The sequence below is a fragment of the Ascidiimonas aurantiaca genome, from assembly GCF_037646345.1.
Lineage (GTDB): Bacteria > Bacteroidota > Bacteroidia > Flavobacteriales > Flavobacteriaceae > Ascidiimonas > Ascidiimonas aurantiaca.
The window spans coordinates 20,095-35,772 of the sequence record NZ_JBBEWR010000001.1 but is presented as its reverse complement, the minus strand read 5'-3'; the positions used below and the strand labels follow the sequence as shown (position 1 = coordinate 35,772).

Genomic DNA, 15,678 nt, shown 5'->3' with positions numbered 1-15,678 from the left:
GTTTTAGTTTTTAGAAAAGGAAAATGCCAAAATACTATGAACGAAAGCTAAGAGCAATGCCTTTAACGTTTTATTTGGAAGAATTTTTAGGATATTTTTGAATTTTAACACTTTCTGCGTGTTTACAGGATTTATTAGGTTGGTTACCATCCCAAAAAATACGCTTATCACTCATTGTCAGATAAATACATGTTTAAAATTACTGTTTTAACATTTTAATTTTGTATTTTACCCACAGTATTAATAGGTTTTTATTTGTTAAATTTGTGTTATAAGTGACCTTTATTGCTTCCCCCTTTAATAGCAATTTGTGCCAGGGGATATCTTAATTCTATCCCTTTACCTCTATTACATCACTAAATAACAAACCATGAAAACAACCAACAACCAAGACCAACCAATTGGTTTTACAAGACCTTTGAAAAGCATTCGCTTTTTAACCATGGCTGTATGTCTCTTATTTACTTCATTATGTTTTGGCCAGAATGTTATATCCCAACGCATTACCGAAGCAAAAAACCAGCGAATGGGATTTCCTGAAAAAGCTATTTTTAAACCAGTTCAGCAAAAATACAGCCGTACGAATGTATTTTCTGATCTAAATGAAGTAAACCTTCTTGATTACGATCTAAAGGTTTCAGAACTGAAAGATGCTTCTCTTTCGTTAACGGTTCCTATTGGCAGGAAAACGGTAACCTTAGATCTTCTGGAAGTAGAAGAACGATTCTATGAATACGAGGTTACAACAGACAAAGGAGACCGTACTCTGGCTAATAAAAATACGGCCAGGCACTACAGAGGAATTGTGCGGAACGTTCCCAACAGCCTTGTAGCATTAAGCTTTTTTGAGGGAGATGTTATGGGTTTTATTTCTACGGAAGAAGGAAATTATACTATTAGTAAGTTAACCGACTCTTCTCAATTTATTATTTACAATGATAAGAACCTCATAGAGCAGCCGGAATTTATATGTGAAACCACAGATGATGATTTTAAAGGGTATGCTCCTGAGCTTCTTATGAAAGATCAAGGTATTACTTCCAGGTCTTTTGATGCGAACTGTGTGCGCCTGTATTTTGAAACAGAATATGATATTTTTCAGAATCTGGGAAGTACCGCGGCTGTACAAAACTATGTAACCGGCCTCTATAATCAGGTAGCTACTATTTATCAGAACGAAGGAATAAGTACCACGATTTCTCAGATCAATATCTGGACCACTCCCGATCCTTATACCGGATTTAGTACGGGTTCGGTTCTTTCCCAATTTCAGAACAATATCACTACATTTAACGGTGATCTGGGGCAATTACTTACCTTTAGAAATATTGGCGGAGGTAGGGCCGCCGGCTTTGACGGTATATGTAACCCTAATCCCGATAGCAGCCTGTGCGTATCGGGAAATTTAAGTTCTGCTATTGTGAATTTCCCCAACTACAGTTGGAATGTAATGGTAGTGACGCATGAATTTGGGCATCTTTTTGGTTCCCGGCATACACATGCCTGCGTATGGAATGGTAACAATACTGCCATTGATGGTTGCGGAAGCTGCCAGGAAAGCCCCAATCCGTCATCACCCGGATGTAGCTGGTGTGTGCGACCTCCCGTACCTGCAAGTGGCGGCACTATTATGAGCTATTGCCATATCACTCCTGCAGGTATTAATTTTAGCCTTGGTTTTGGCCAGCAACCGGGAAATGTGATCCGTTCTGAGGTTGCTAATGGTTCTTGTCTGGGTACCTGTTCTTTATGTCCTCCTTTTGCAGGAACTTTCGATATTTACTCTAAGGACCGCCCGTTTGATTCGGGCCAGGAGCCTAATCCCGATACCGGCCCTATGTGGATAAGTGAAGATATCTGGATACGGCAGGATCTGGATGGCGGAACGGTACACCAGAACCCTGAATTCAAATTAGAGACCCCTAACGGAGTATATGTAAAAGTACGAAACCGCTCTTCTACAGTTACTTCTGCCTGTGCACAGCTAAGTGTGTATTTTAGCAAGGCCTCTACCGGTTTGGCATGGCCTGCTCATTTTAACAACTATTACATGAATATAGGGGGCACCGATGTCCTGCATGGAGATATTATTGGTACCACCACACTGCCTGCCATACCTCCCGGAGGAAGTGTTACCGTAGAGATCCCCTGGTATCCGCCCAATCCGGCCGATTTTGTAAACGATATACACCACTTCTGCCTGGTATCGAGAATTATTACACCAAATGATCCTATGTTTAATGAAGTATCGGGGGCCATAAGCCCTAATGTGCGAAACAATAATAACATTGTCTGGAAAAATATAAGTGTTTACGATTCTGATCCCAATGGTTTACCTACATCCACTTCGGTATTTATAAGAGGGGTTGATGAAAACACGGATACCAATTCAATTATGTTTGTAGATGATGGTTTTGGAGATAACAGCAGGTATCGTTTTTTTGACGTAGGAGAAATAGAGGTAGAAATGGAACCAGAGCTTTTTAAACGTCTCCTTGAGTCTGGCTTTCAGGAAACAAAATACGTGCGAATTATAAATGAAAACACGCTACTCGTCACATCTAACAGAGCTACTATACCAAGAGTACCACTTCGTTACGAAGAAACGTTTTCTTTGAATTTTAAGTTTCACATATTCAAAGAATTACCAGTAGGCACCAAACTCTTGCTGGATGTACTTCAGGTAAATGACCGTAAAGGGTATTTTGAAGGAGGAGAGCGTTTTACGATCATTAGAAAACATACACAAAATGTATTTGAACCTAGTCAGCCAATACAAAAGTTAGCCTCTTTTAATATAATACCAAATCCAAATGACGGGATATTTAAGCTGCAAATAAACAATATTTCCAAAGGGCAATATCGTGTATTTGACATACACGGAAGGCTTATTGAAGAAGGTTCTTTTGAAAATGTTGATGAAATTGATATCAACCTTTCGGGACTAGAGGAGAAACTTTATTTTGTAAAGATCAACTCAGGTACTCTTAATCTTAGTAAAGTATTGCTTAAAAATTAGGGTTACCGCATAATCATAAAAAGCCATACTTTAAAACAGTATGGCTTTTTTGTTACGTATAATATGTTATATAAAACTATTTTCCCTAAAGATAAATGTGTTAACACTGTTTAGATTCTTTTTAAGGATCGTAGGGTTTATTATTTTTGAATACTATAAAGCCTTTTAAAACTCAAATGCCAAGTCCTGAAAAAGAAATCGAGTTGAGTATATGCTCTTTTAAACAACATCTATAAAAGCTGTTATATGCACATAAAAAAAGAAAAAATACTTTCAGACCTGAGGGAAGAACTCATTAAGAATTCTGATGAAAAAACAAAACGCACCGGTCATTACTTTTTTAAGGAGCAGGTACAACTATTGGGCGTAAAAACAGCTACGGTTCGTAAAATAGCAAAAGAGTTTTTTAAGAAACCGGATATCAAAACTAAAACCAAAGCAGAAGTGTTTGCACTATGTGAGCAGTTATGGCAATCAGGATACATTGAAGAATCGTTTATTGCCTGTGAATGGTCCCTTTGTTTTAAAAAACAATATACTCCGGATGACTTTCCCGTTTTTGAGGGGTGGGTTTCCAGATATGTAGATAACTGGGCCTCTTGTGATACCCTTTGCAATCATACCATAGGTGCTTTTCTGGAAATGTATCCTGAATATCTTTCCAGATTAAAAGAATGGGCCAGATCTGATAACCGATGGGTTCGGCGTGCTGCCGCAGTATCCCTTATAGTTCCGGCCCGAAAAGGATTATTTCTGGAGGATATCCTTGCCATTGCAGATATTCTGCTACTTGACACGGATGATCTGGTACAAAAAGGATATGGGTGGATGTTAAAAAGTGCCAGTAATGCCCATTCGCAAGCTATTTTTGAATATGTCATGAGAAACCAACAGGTCATGCCGCGCACCTCTCTTCGCTATGCTATTGAAAAACTGGCTCCCGATCTTAGAAAAGAGGCTATGAAAAAGTAGATACGTTTCTTTTCTAACTGGAAATAACCGGATATGGTACCATTAAAAGCAACTGTTTTATCTTAACCAGCCTTTGGTACTGAATAGCTTGGGCCATACGCGTTTCTTTTGCATTTAGAGAAGTGTTCAGATCTGTATATATGGTAAGGGCTACTATAAAATACCATGCTGGGCCCTGGCAGACAGATTAAGAAACTCCATTGAATTTTTTAGCAAATCTTTGAGGCCTGATCCATTTTACAGAGACATCTTTATATTATGATGGATAAAAAAAGGATAGACGGGTAGGCACTTAAAAAAGAAAAGAAAAAACTATTGAGTCCCATAAAAAGAGAGTTGAAGGCGTGAAAGCAAATACCCGTAAACAAGATCAATAATTTATACTCAAAAGGAACTACCAAAACAAATACATATGCTATTTCAAAAAATATAATAAACCATGCTAACAGCAGTGAAATGGATTCACGTTTATACATATAATTATAAATAATTTGATTGCCGTAAGTTTTTGTTCCGAATATGCCAATAATTGCCTTGCCATTTCGCCATTTCTCCCCTTGTAGTTTTGTAATACCTGCAATCAAATAAGATAATATTCCTTGAATAGCAATAAAATAAATACAAAGGCTTGCCCCAAAACTTTGTTGTGGAAATAAGCTATATAGAAATAAACATGTAATAATAATCATGTTTAAATGATAAGATCCATCTAAACCATACATTCCTCTAATGATAAGCGAAATAGTGGTAATTGCAGCAATTCCATAAAGTATGCTGGGAATATTAATATTGTAAAGCGCAAATAATAAAATTAAAACGGCACTCAAAAGCCTTAATAAAATTGTGTATTTATAATATGTATATGAAAAAAATTTATCTACAATCTTACCTAAAAAACCATTTAAAGGCAGCTTACAATTATATTTAGTAATATCCCAACTTAAATAACTCTTGTCGGAAAGGAAATGATAGGATTTCAAATACTCTAAAGAAGAAAGTATAATGACAAAAGCACATAAAATTGAAGTAATTCTTACTGTGAACAAAAGGTCAATGTTTGCTAAATTCATAATTAACTTATTTTATGTAGTTTGGAGATCAGGCAGGCTGAGATATCTTCTGTTAAACAATTTTCTTCCAGGATCATAAACTGGATGAAATTTTGTTCAGAATTATTTTTAAGCATGCAACTTATTAAGTTTAAAATGAGAAGATAAGGAGATGAAATAGTAAGTAAATTTTCATCTTCTTTCTTCTCAATTTTAGAAAAACTACTTTTTAATTCAATTGCATAGTCTAAAATGGCTTTCTTTTTAATTTTATCTGGATTCCAAAATATGCTATACCATTTTCTTTTAGAAATTTCATCAAGATTTTTCCAATGCGATACAATACCTGATTCAGTTTGTGTACGGTATAATAAATAAAAATCTGAAATTCCTGGATTAGGTGCGAAAAAATTCCATTGAGGCACCAGGTAGCCGAAGATACCTATTTTGGTTGCGAATTTAAATCTACCACTAAACATGCTAAAAATAAAAGTTGCAATGATCCATAATAAAAAAAATATTGAAAGAAGTATTTCAAAAAAAGTAGTCATAATTTTGTTGTTATAATTAAAGTCCGAATTCTCTAAAAATATTTGCCCTAACATTTAGCAATTCCTTAGCTGAGTTTACAGCGCTTAATTTATCAATCATTTTTTCAGGCAATGATACTTCTGCTAATCGGTCTCGTAATGGAGAACAACACGTAGTTACTGCGGTATTAATTGTTACAAAAATAACAACAGTTACTAGCGCGGTTGGTGTTGCTGCTATGTGTGATGGATTAGAAATATTAATTTCAGATTGAGCTTTAGGAACCAGATCCAAAGCTGCACGCTCTATTCTACTTAACCTAGGAGGGTTAATAACTATAAAGTAATCATAATTACTACATTCATCATTAATATTGTGTTCTTTTATAGAAAATAAAGAATCTGATATGTAACCACCGTTGTAAGGAAAAACTAAAGAACCAATATTGTATTTTTTAGAAAGCCATAAGTTATTTGCAAGTTGTTTTCCATTGTACTCAAAGTCAAACAAAGTGTCTGCTTCCAATACGTCTTTCATAAGGGTTGCACTGGTTGGAACTCCATTTCTGGTAAACTGTTTAGCTATTTTTTTTTGTAAACTATCTAGCGTATTGCCGTCATATTTTACATAAGCATTTCTTAACTCATTTATAAATGACTCTTTTTTATAACCCCAGAAAAGAGTAATACTTCCTTCTATAGGATTAAAACCAAAATCCTTTTCTACAAATTCAGAATTTTCCCAGAGCATAATACCCGGTTGTAAAGCGTTAATTGTTCTTTTTCGCCTGCTCTCTGTAATGTCAGTATGAAAGTCAAAAATTTGTTTAACTTTTAATTCACGTGACAGTTTTTCTTTTAAAGTATTAAAGTTTGAATTTTCCATTATCGTTTGATTTATATTAATAATAGTAAAGGAAAACCAATTATATTAATATATAGTAAGGAAAAACACCTATAATTATTAGGTAAAATCCCTGTTTTTAAAAGATCTTTGCCATTGATATAGAATAGGTTAAGTAGTTTTTTAAGTTAATTTATAAACTCTAAACTCCTCTATAAAGATTTATGAATTATTCGGTTTACTAAACCAACGTACTCTGGTTTTAATGAAAAAAATTGATGTAATCTTTTTAAATAGCCATTACCCCCAAAAGCCCTCTCTCTATCCACACTTCGGTACTGAATAGCTTTGGTAATATGCATTCCTTCTGGATTTAGAGAAGTGTCCAGATTGGTATGGGCTAATTTAAAACACCATTAGAAGGCCTGGCAGGCAGATCCGGCTTTATTTTTCTTCACATATCAATTTTTTGCTTTTTCTTGGTATAGAACAGTCTTGTGTATAAGTAGTAGCGGGTTTCTACTCACTAACTTTTCAGTTTAGCACGAACCTTTGTTTTACATTTTGCCTTTTGTTTTATCAATTAAACCGCTATTACTTATACAATGTTAGCCACTGGCCAACTATTCTCATACAAGGGAAAACTGATCCTGCCCAAAAATGACTGTCAGTTTTAGCATACATTTCAGCATATTTTAATGGCCCTCTACCAGGAGCCAAAACTACATGGTTTTTATTATAGTCGTCAATAATCCAATCAATTCACGCACTATCAATATTTACTTTTCATTGGTTATAAATCTCTTTATTTGCATAACCTTTGGTGATATGAAAATGTATGTCAATTATAGATTGATTTTTTAAAAATTCATCAATACTGTTTTGTGCTCCAACTAAATAATTTGCTTAGAAAAACAGCAGGATCATTATTTTTAAAGCCTCATTGCTCATAGTTTTGTTAAATTTCGCATAAAAGGTAGTGCTGAAAACAAGGCGGTTACGAAGTGTGAAAATCTCTATTAAGTGTATAGTATGATAAGAACCAAGAGCGTTGAATTTAGCACTATTTCGCCTATTTTTTATACACGCTGTTAGCGGTTCATTGTTCTTCTTTTCTAATTTTCATGGTCAAAAGTATAGGTAAAGTGTATTGCATTAGTTTCACTATTAAATTTTGTTTTCCGGTAAAAGTTCACAGCATCAATGTCATCACTTTCTGCTTCTACATAAGCATCTTCAAATCCGTTTTCCTTGCAACATTCACAAACTTCTGCGATAAGCGCCTTGCCTAAACCCTGACCTTGCAACTCAGGGGTTACTCCAACATCATATATATAAGCAACCGGCTTTGTATTATAGTAACTTTGCAAAACATGAATGGTTAAACCACCTACTATCTTGTTGTTCTGTCTTACAACAAACACCATAAAGTTGGGGTTGGACAGTAGTGTACCTAATTGCTTGTTTTGTGATATTGGTTCTTCGTTTTCAAATACTTCTTTAAATATATTTACTAAATCCCTGAAACAAGCAACCTCGTTAGGATGCAGTTTATTAATTTCAAAAGTTATTTGCGACTTCATACTAATTGTCTAAGCGTCAAATTTGGAGCCGTCCCATTCAATACCTTCGGGAAATAGTTCAGCTTGTCTTTTTCGCATTTCTGAGGCGATCAAAGCGCTTTGTCCACCTTGTTTTTCAAGTTTGGAAATAATATTCAAATAGCTTTTTTCATCTCTATTTTGGCTGAGTTTGAAAACATTTTCAATATTGTCTGCCTTTATTTCAAAACCTATAATGGCTGGCATCATTTTATTCAGGAAGTTATCAGGGAGGTTATCATAGAATGTCAATGATTGTGTATTGCCTTTTTCAAATTTTAAAGTCAGTTTTCTCATAAAACCAATGAGATCTTCATCAGTCATAAAACTGACTTGACCTGCTACGTGAACACTCATATAATTCCAGGTAGAACCCATTTGAGGATTACTATACCAGGAGGCACTTACATAACAATTGGGCCCGGTAAATAGAAGAAGACCATTAGGATTTTCGACAAAGGCCTTATGGTGATCAGTGTTACGCATAATGTGTCCTTGTAAAAACAGTTCTCCATTCCTTTCTTCGAGTAAAACGGGTATTTGTGTTGCCACCTGTTTACCCGACAGAAAACTACCTGTCATAAACGCAAAGGGGTTTTCTTCTATGAAATCTAATATTTTTTGCTTGTCTTTTTCTTTGAAGTATGAAAAATTATACATATTTCTTTTTATTTATCTGTTGGTATTAGTTCTCTCAATAACGGCAACAGCCTCATGGCTGTAGCAAGTACCAAAATAGCGATGGTGAGAGCCTGTTATCAGGAACTAAATATAGCATTATTTTAAGTGAATTGGCAGTCGTACCGTGAGACTGTTAGTTATGGGTTTCAGGTTGCTATTTTTATTAAGTACTAAGGTTCGCAATTCCAGCTTGCCAACCAGACGGGCAGGTCACTTATAGCCCTTGTTAGCCAATGTTTAATTACATAATTCTATTCCCCAGTCTGTATGTCCTCTACCCTCCCAACATTTCCAATTCTTTTTTATGGAAAGAACGGTCCATTGGTCGTTACTTCTAGTTAACTCCATAATATATTTCTCTCCCCTTACGGAATCATCCAGCAGATTATCGTGAATTAATGTTACCACCACATTTCCATTATCAGAGGTTTTTTCCAATATCTCTATTTTCTCGTTTCCTTCACCTGTTTCTACCTTGTTAGGGTAAAATAACTTCATAACATCTTTGGCAGATAAATGCGCTCCCTTTTCTATTAACAGTTGATTAAAATCATCTGAACTTATTTCTTTAAATTCTTCATTTTTATTTGTAATCTTAACTTGAACTTCTTGTTCTTTCTCAGATAATGTAGTTCCTTCCTTTTTCTTGTCAGTCTTGAGATTACAGGAAATCAGAGTTATTGTTAAGATCATCATTATCATTTTTTTCATAATCATTGTTTTTAATATTTGCTAATGATCCCGGCTAAGAAATGTGTGGATTTTGTACCAGGCATATTCTAACCGAGGGCTTAAGTTTATTTTATGTACTAAATTTTATTTTACCATGTCAGTCCACATGTTTTCTTAGCCTATGTTGTGTGCGGTCTTATTTTATTTCCAAATTAATTTTTTCAGGGACTAAACTCTCTTCCACTTGATATGTGGTATTCCAATTTAACGTATCATTACTGAAATATAGTTTTGCTTGTCCTGATCTACCAGCATAGCAACTGAAAAAATTAAGATACAAGGTGTCTGAGTAAACGTAACCATTTATATCACAGGCTTTACCGCCTTGTTCGATATTTCCACAATCATATTTAGAAGGCGTATATGAACAATAACTTCCAGAAACAAAACTTCCTATTTGTCTGATTTCTATAGTAAAGCTATATGATTCGCTGTTTTTAGGATATTTCCAAGCTCCGTTGAAATTGACTTTTGAAGAGTCCAGGTAAAAATATTTATCGAGCAGCTCCTTTATGGAATCACCTACTACTATCGATTGGCTCTTATCGAGATTTTCCAAGGGATTTACTGCCTTTAAATCTTTTGGATCATTGTATTTTACCTGACTCAATTGATTGTTTTTATAATAATATTCAAACCAAGGTTCGTTTTCATAATTAACAAAAGTACCTCCCTCTACTTCTATTTCAGGTAGTATAGAAGCATAGTGTAATAAAGTATCATCTTGATTTAATTCATATACTCCGGTATATGTAATTCCACCTTCGCTTACATTTATACTAAACCAATTATCTGTGTATTCAAAGTGATGCTTATCCCTCCCTTTTATTATTGAATCATTATTATAATTAAGACGTATTCCCTCCAGTTGACGATAAGAATAAAGCTTATCTAAGTAAAGTGCCAATACATCTAGAGTATCTTCCTTTACAATTTGAGTATTGACATTCTCTTTCTCAGTTAATTCAAGCATCTTATTGGTTTCGTTGGTAGCTTCTGTACCTTTTTTAGTCAAACCATCATTGCAACCTGTAAAAATGAGCGTACCTAAAAAAATAAGATACAAATTTAGTAACCTTTTTCTCATATTTTTTTAATTAAAGTTCAATTTAAAACCTTTATTACGCCTGCATAAATTCAAAACACTTTATTGATGGTGAGAGCCTGTTATCAGAATTAAATATAGCATTATTTAAGTGAATTGGCTGTCATACTGTGAGGCTGTTAGGAAAAACAGTTCAAGAGTAAAGGTCTCTACGTGACCTGGCTTGAACGACTGCCGGTATTTTTCCCAATGTTTTGGTATATGAAAAACAGCGAGTTTACACATTGACTTTTCAGATTGTAATTGATCTTAAATTCATAAAAATAACTCTACCTTAAGCATTTAAACCGCTATTTTTATATACGTTGTTAGCTGATACCCTTTATTCATTGTTTTCCCTGTTCCACTTTTCGCAAAGATTCATTTTCTGTTTTTATAAATTCAAAGTTTTGGAATGCCTTATCATTTGGTGTGTTCATTTCAAAGGTTTTGAGTGTGGCTATTTCAATTTTCAGGTCCTTTCCGGCAAATTCCAGAATATGCCCACCTTTTTTCCTGTCGTTTGATAAAAAATGAAAGTGAAATCCACCTGCATTAATTCCATTTAAATAGCTTGGCAAAAAGAAACCAATTAAAGTTCCGTCTGTGTATTGGTAGTCAAAGAACTGTTGTTGGTCAAGTATATTTGCTAATTTTGGAAATGGTTCGTTTTCAACCGGGGGGAATGCTCTTGTTTTTAAGTGCTCAAATTTTCCTGAAATTTTGATGGCATACATTTTGTTCTTATTTGGCAATATTTTTTCGATGGTGTTCAAGACTGTACTTTTATCGGAAAATAAATTTTGAATAAAAGTTGTATCTGCTTTAAAGAAAGTGACCGAAGCAAATGATGTCAAGTGGTCATTGTCAAGTTCTACCGTTTCGCCTGTAGCCATTGTTTGGTAAGCTCTTCCATCTACTATTGTCAATTCTCCATTTAGCATATCTGGTGCCCCTAGTCCAAAATCTCCTTTCAACTTTAAATCTTTGAGAGGAAGTGTGCCACGATATAGTCCGCCAATAAAGGCATCGATAACGCCGTAGTTATAAAAATGGTTAATTCTGTCTTGAGTTTTACTTAACTGCTCCCAATCTGAAATCAGAACTCGGTTATGTAGCATTTGGGGCATATATATTTTTGAAGTTTCGATGTCATAAAAAATATCTGCTATACTTTCTTCTGTAATGTTGAACTGTGATTGCTGATCTTTAAGGTCGTAAATCCAAAGTTTGCCTGAACCATTTACAGGAAACGTTATCCAATCTGAAATTAAGATGTGGTCATTATCTATCCATTCAATGCCATCAAAAAATCCATTAGTAATATTGGGAAGTTCTTCAAATTCAGAATTGTCAGATTTTAAATATATTGAACCATCTCCATAATTCTCTCCGTTACTGCAAACTAATAATTGCTTTGTTTTTTGATTATACGCAATTCCATTAACTGTTGGAATGTTGGCAATAATTTCAACCGATTTACTGTTGATATTGACTTTGTAGATATTGCCTGAAACTGTTTCTGTTACTGCAATAAAGCCATCTTCTAACTGGCAAATATCATTCAAAAGTTTTGCCCCCTCAATGATGAGTTCAAAAACTGTTTGTCTATTATCAATATTAAAACCGGCAACTCGATCCAAATCAGCAACAAATAGTATATTATTTACAATGGTCATTCCTTTTGGTGCATTCAACACACCTGTTACAGGGAGAAATCTTTGATTCACGATCTTTCCATCTGCCGAAATCTCGCTTATAAAACCACCCCCATCTTTGTTCATAAAGTCTTGCCCCTGGTTAGACACAAAAAATCGTTTGCCATCGGATATAATACTCTCCGGCATTGAAAAACCGTTAATTACTTGTTGCGAAAAGCCTACCTGGCAAAGCATCAGGATAATGCCTGTTATGATATGTTTCATTTTTAAAGATTTTAGAATTTGATGACCAGTTTTCCAAATGCCTTACCTGATTTTAGTTTTAAGAAAGCTTCTTTTGTTTTCTCTAAAGGGAACACATTATCTACCACAGGTTTCAGGTTGTTTTTTTCGATCGCAGATACCAATGCAGTCAATTCCTGTGCATTACCAACCGAATAGCCTTGTAACCTGATGTAGTTCATTATTAAAGGAAAAACATCAACGGTTATTTTACTGCCAGACATAAACCCCACTAAACCAATAAAGGCATTTTCTCTACAGGAAAGGATACTTTGTTGAATGGTTTTACTTCCTGCTACATCGAGAGTAACATCAACACCCATACCGCCATTTAACCGTTTTACTTCAGTGTTCCATTCTTTGATTTCATTGTAATTTATGACTTCGTCTGCTCCCAATGCTTTTAGTTTAGATTCCTTTTCTTTACTTCCTGTGGTAGCAATTACTTTAAGTCCAAACATTTTGGCGATTAAAAGGGCGAATAGTGAAACTCCTCCGCTACCTTGTACCAAAATTGTTTGACCAGCTTTAATATTTGCCTGTGAGACTAATATTGTCCACGCTGTTAAACCAGCAACTGAAAGTGATGCAGATTCTTCATCTGAAAGATTGTGAGGTGCAGAAACTAAGGTGTTTTCAGGTTGAACCGAAAATTCAGCTAATGTTCCCGGCAACTGCATTCCTGTACGGTTTTGATTGTTGTACTCAGTTATTTTCCCTGATTCCCATCTTGGAATGAACGGAATAAGTACACGGTCTCCTTTTTTCCAACGCTTCACATTTTTACCTACTTGTTCTACCACTCCCATTCCTTCAGAAACTGGAATATGAGGAAACTTCAAATTTGACATCATTTTGCCCTCAACCATAAGTAGGTCTAAATATTGAAGTGAAACTGCCGAAGTTTTTACCAGAACTTCGTTTTCTCTAATATTCGGTATTGGAATGTTTACCAGTTTTAAATGCTCAATTCCAAACTGTTCTAATTGTATTGCTTTCATAAATTTTGTTTTTATGAAGCAAAATTAGAAACTTGGCAACTTCTTAAATTATGGGAATCAAACTATTGGTTATGAAATGGCAACACCTTGCTTTCTAAAGCCATTAGGGGTAATACCTGTTTGATTTTTAAAGAAAATATTGAAGTTTGAAGGGTGTTCAAAACCTAAAGAATAACCTATTTCTGCAATATCCCAATTACTGTTCAGCAATAGTGCCTTGGCCTCTTTGGCGTTTCTTTCGGCTATCCACTGGCTTGTGGTTTTACCGGTCATCTCTTTTAATGCCCGGTTAAGATGATTTGTATGTACATTTAACTGTGAGGCAAATTCGTTGGCATTTTTTAGTTTAACAATTTGGTTAGGAGAATCAATCGGGAATTGTCTTTCCAACAATTGCATAAATAAAGAATAAATCCTTTCGGATGCGTTAGTGGGTTTGTAGAAAGTTTCGGGCGGTTGCATTTTCAATGCTTCGTGCATAACAATCTGAACATAACTTCGAATAAGCTCATATTTATGTGGGTAATCAGATTGTATTTCTTTGAACATTCCCTCAAAAACCCCCGTTAAGGATTTTATACTTTCTTCATTTGGGCAAAAAACAAAGTTCCCTCCAACCTTGAACAAAGGTGATTGCGATAGGCTTTCACTTTTCAGGTTTTGGTTCACGAACTCTTCTGTGAAAAGACAGAAATAACCAGTTTGATTTGTTGATTTAGGCTCCCACGAATAGGGAATAAGCGGATTCATAAAAGTTATGGTATTGCCTTTTATATGGATAGACTTACCTGCGGTAGAAATTATTCCTTCTCCATCTAGGATCAATGAAATTTTATAAAAATCTCTTCGGTTGGTTGGTAAAGAAGTAGAATCGCAGGCGAATTCCTCACGTTTATATATGTTGAACTGTCCTTTGGTTCTTTTCTCCTGATTATGTTTTGCGTAAAAATCGGTTACCGTTTCTTTTGATTTCATTTTCTAAAGTTATGAAATTCAAATAATATTTCTGAAAAGCTTGTTGCTTAACTCAGACATTTCTCTGAGTTGCAGCTAACAGCCTCACGACTATGGGTCGCAGCGTTTTTATGCACTAACTTTAAATATACGAAAAAACCACAGGCAAAGTACAAAATACGCTATGGCTTATATAGAATGTTACCTGCTGGCTTTTTGTTCATTAAAAGCCTTCAGTTGCTGTTTGAAGATACTTAACAGACTTCCCCAGTTTCAAGTGAATTTGAATTTGTTATATTTTCTATAAGGCCAACAAGAAAATGACTATTTGGAAAAGATAGTTTTTCATTTTTATTTCATTCGTTTCATCGGGAAAATTTGTTTGCGCTCCAGGCCGTTTTTAATACCTGAAATTTCAGCAACCAACGAATCTGTTGTGATTTTTGTATAAGAAATTATTTGTGGAAAATCGTGCTTCGTATTTTCAAAGACCATTTGTGTATTTGATATTGTTTTGACTGAAAAACGAACAGGTAAACCGTTATTTTGACTTTTGACGGTAGGAATATAATAGAGTCCATCGTGTTCTTGTATCAATTGTATGGTTTCAAAAATTAGCGTGTCCTGCTCTTTGATAATATAGCTTTTTCCAAGAATATTACGATCATCAGTTTTATTCCACGTTTCGTAAATGCTTCCTTTTGGCGTTTTATTTTCCCAAGTTCCTATTAACCATTCTGCTTTTTTGATGTCGTTTGTTTGTACAGTTGTCCAAGCACAAAGAAGTATTGATCCAACGATTGCGATAAAAAATTTTGTTCCTGTTCTCATAAGTTTAGTTGATTGAATGAACTACCATTTTATTTCCTTCGGTGTCAATAAACATTCCAAAATATCCCATTTCAGGACTGATTTGTGTTTTCGGAACAATGACTTTTCCATTGTTGTTCTCTACATGGTTCAGTACACTTTGCAAATCGTTGCCACCGTTTAGATATGCAATTACTCCGTCAGATGAAGGTTTATAATCTTTGCCTTGTACAATTGCTCCTGATACATTTTTTCCGTCATTAGGGAAGAAGCCCATTTTTGTTCCGAACATTTCGGTTTCTTTAATATCCAATTCAAGAATAGATTTGTAAAAAAATACTGCTCTGCCAAAATCTGTTGCTGGGATTTCAAACCAATTGATTAAATTTTCCATTGTCAAATATTTTACATTACGGTGCAAAGTTGCTAGGTAACAGCAATCTAAAATTGTAAAAATG

At 34.8% G+C, this 15,678-nt stretch carries 14 protein-coding genes; 2 read left to right on the top strand and 12 right to left on the bottom strand.

The window, feature by feature from the left end; translation table 11 throughout:
• Positions 1-370: 370 nt before the first annotated feature.
• Both WAO84_RS00155 and WAO84_RS00150 read left to right on the top strand, forming a co-directional pair.
• On the top strand, positions 371-3,019 hold the full coding sequence (locus tag WAO84_RS00155) for a M12 family metallo-peptidase (RefSeq protein WP_340062987.1): 2,649 nt from the start codon (positions 371-373) through the stop codon (positions 3,017-3,019).
• A 246-nt stretch (positions 3,020-3,265) separates the two neighbouring features.
• On the top strand, positions 3,266-3,991 hold the full coding sequence (locus WAO84_RS00150; RefSeq protein WP_340062986.1) for a DNA alkylation repair protein: 726 nt from the start codon (positions 3,266-3,268) through the stop codon (positions 3,989-3,991).
• 251 nt (positions 3,992-4,242) lie between these two features.
• Here WAO84_RS00150 and WAO84_RS00145 read toward each other — a convergent pair whose 3' ends face one another.
• From WAO84_RS00145 to WAO84_RS00090, 12 genes are all read right to left on the bottom strand, one after another.
• Positions 4,243-5,061 (bottom strand): hypothetical protein, encoded by an 819-nt coding sequence (locus WAO84_RS00145; protein ID WP_340062985.1) that lies wholly within the window; start codon positions 5,059-5,061, stop codon positions 4,243-4,245.
• 2 nt (positions 5,062-5,063) lie between these two features.
• Positions 5,064-5,591 (bottom strand): hypothetical protein, encoded by a 528-nt coding sequence (locus WAO84_RS00140; protein WP_340062984.1) that lies wholly within the window; start codon positions 5,589-5,591, stop codon positions 5,064-5,066.
• A 16-nt stretch (positions 5,592-5,607) separates the two neighbouring features.
• On the bottom strand, positions 5,608-6,456 hold the full coding sequence (locus WAO84_RS00135) for a hypothetical protein (RefSeq protein WP_340062983.1): 849 nt from the start codon (positions 6,454-6,456) through the stop codon (positions 5,608-5,610).
• Positions 6,457-7,529: 1,073 nt separating this feature from the next.
• Complete coding sequence (locus WAO84_RS00130; protein WP_340062982.1) at positions 7,530-7,997, bottom strand: GNAT family N-acetyltransferase; 468 nt, start codon at positions 7,995-7,997, stop codon at positions 7,530-7,532.
• A 9-nt stretch (positions 7,998-8,006) separates the two neighbouring features.
• Positions 8,007-8,675, bottom strand: coding sequence for an FMN-binding negative transcriptional regulator (locus WAO84_RS00125; protein WP_340062981.1), 669 nt, complete (start codon positions 8,673-8,675; stop codon positions 8,007-8,009).
• A gap of 258 nt (positions 8,676-8,933) precedes the next feature.
• On the bottom strand, positions 8,934-9,407 hold the full coding sequence (locus WAO84_RS00120; RefSeq protein WP_340062980.1) for a hypothetical protein: 474 nt from the start codon (positions 9,405-9,407) through the stop codon (positions 8,934-8,936).
• 157 nt (positions 9,408-9,564) lie between these two features.
• Positions 9,565-10,515: a hypothetical protein gene (locus WAO84_RS00115; protein ID WP_340062979.1), complete on the bottom strand. Its 951-nt coding sequence runs from the start codon at positions 10,513-10,515 to the stop codon at positions 9,565-9,567.
• Positions 10,516-10,859: 344 nt separating this feature from the next.
• Positions 10,860-12,437 (bottom strand): acetolactate decarboxylase, encoded by a 1,578-nt coding sequence (gene budA, locus WAO84_RS00110; RefSeq protein ID WP_340062978.1) that lies wholly within the window; start codon positions 12,435-12,437, stop codon positions 10,860-10,862.
• Between the two features lie 11 nt (positions 12,438-12,448).
• Complete coding sequence (locus WAO84_RS00105; RefSeq protein WP_340062977.1) at positions 12,449-13,456, bottom strand: zinc-dependent alcohol dehydrogenase family protein; 1,008 nt, start codon at positions 13,454-13,456, stop codon at positions 12,449-12,451.
• 69 nt (positions 13,457-13,525) lie between these two features.
• On the bottom strand, positions 13,526-14,431 hold the full coding sequence (locus WAO84_RS00100) for an AraC family transcriptional regulator (RefSeq protein ID WP_340062976.1): 906 nt from the start codon (positions 14,429-14,431) through the stop codon (positions 13,526-13,528).
• A 330-nt stretch (positions 14,432-14,761) separates the two neighbouring features.
• Complete coding sequence (locus tag WAO84_RS00095; protein WP_340062975.1) at positions 14,762-15,241, bottom strand: DUF6265 family protein; 480 nt, start codon at positions 15,239-15,241, stop codon at positions 14,762-14,764.
• 4 nt (positions 15,242-15,245) lie between these two features.
• Complete coding sequence (locus tag WAO84_RS00090; protein WP_340062974.1) at positions 15,246-15,614, bottom strand: VOC family protein; 369 nt, start codon at positions 15,612-15,614, stop codon at positions 15,246-15,248.
• Between the last annotated feature and the right edge of the window lie 64 nt (positions 15,615-15,678).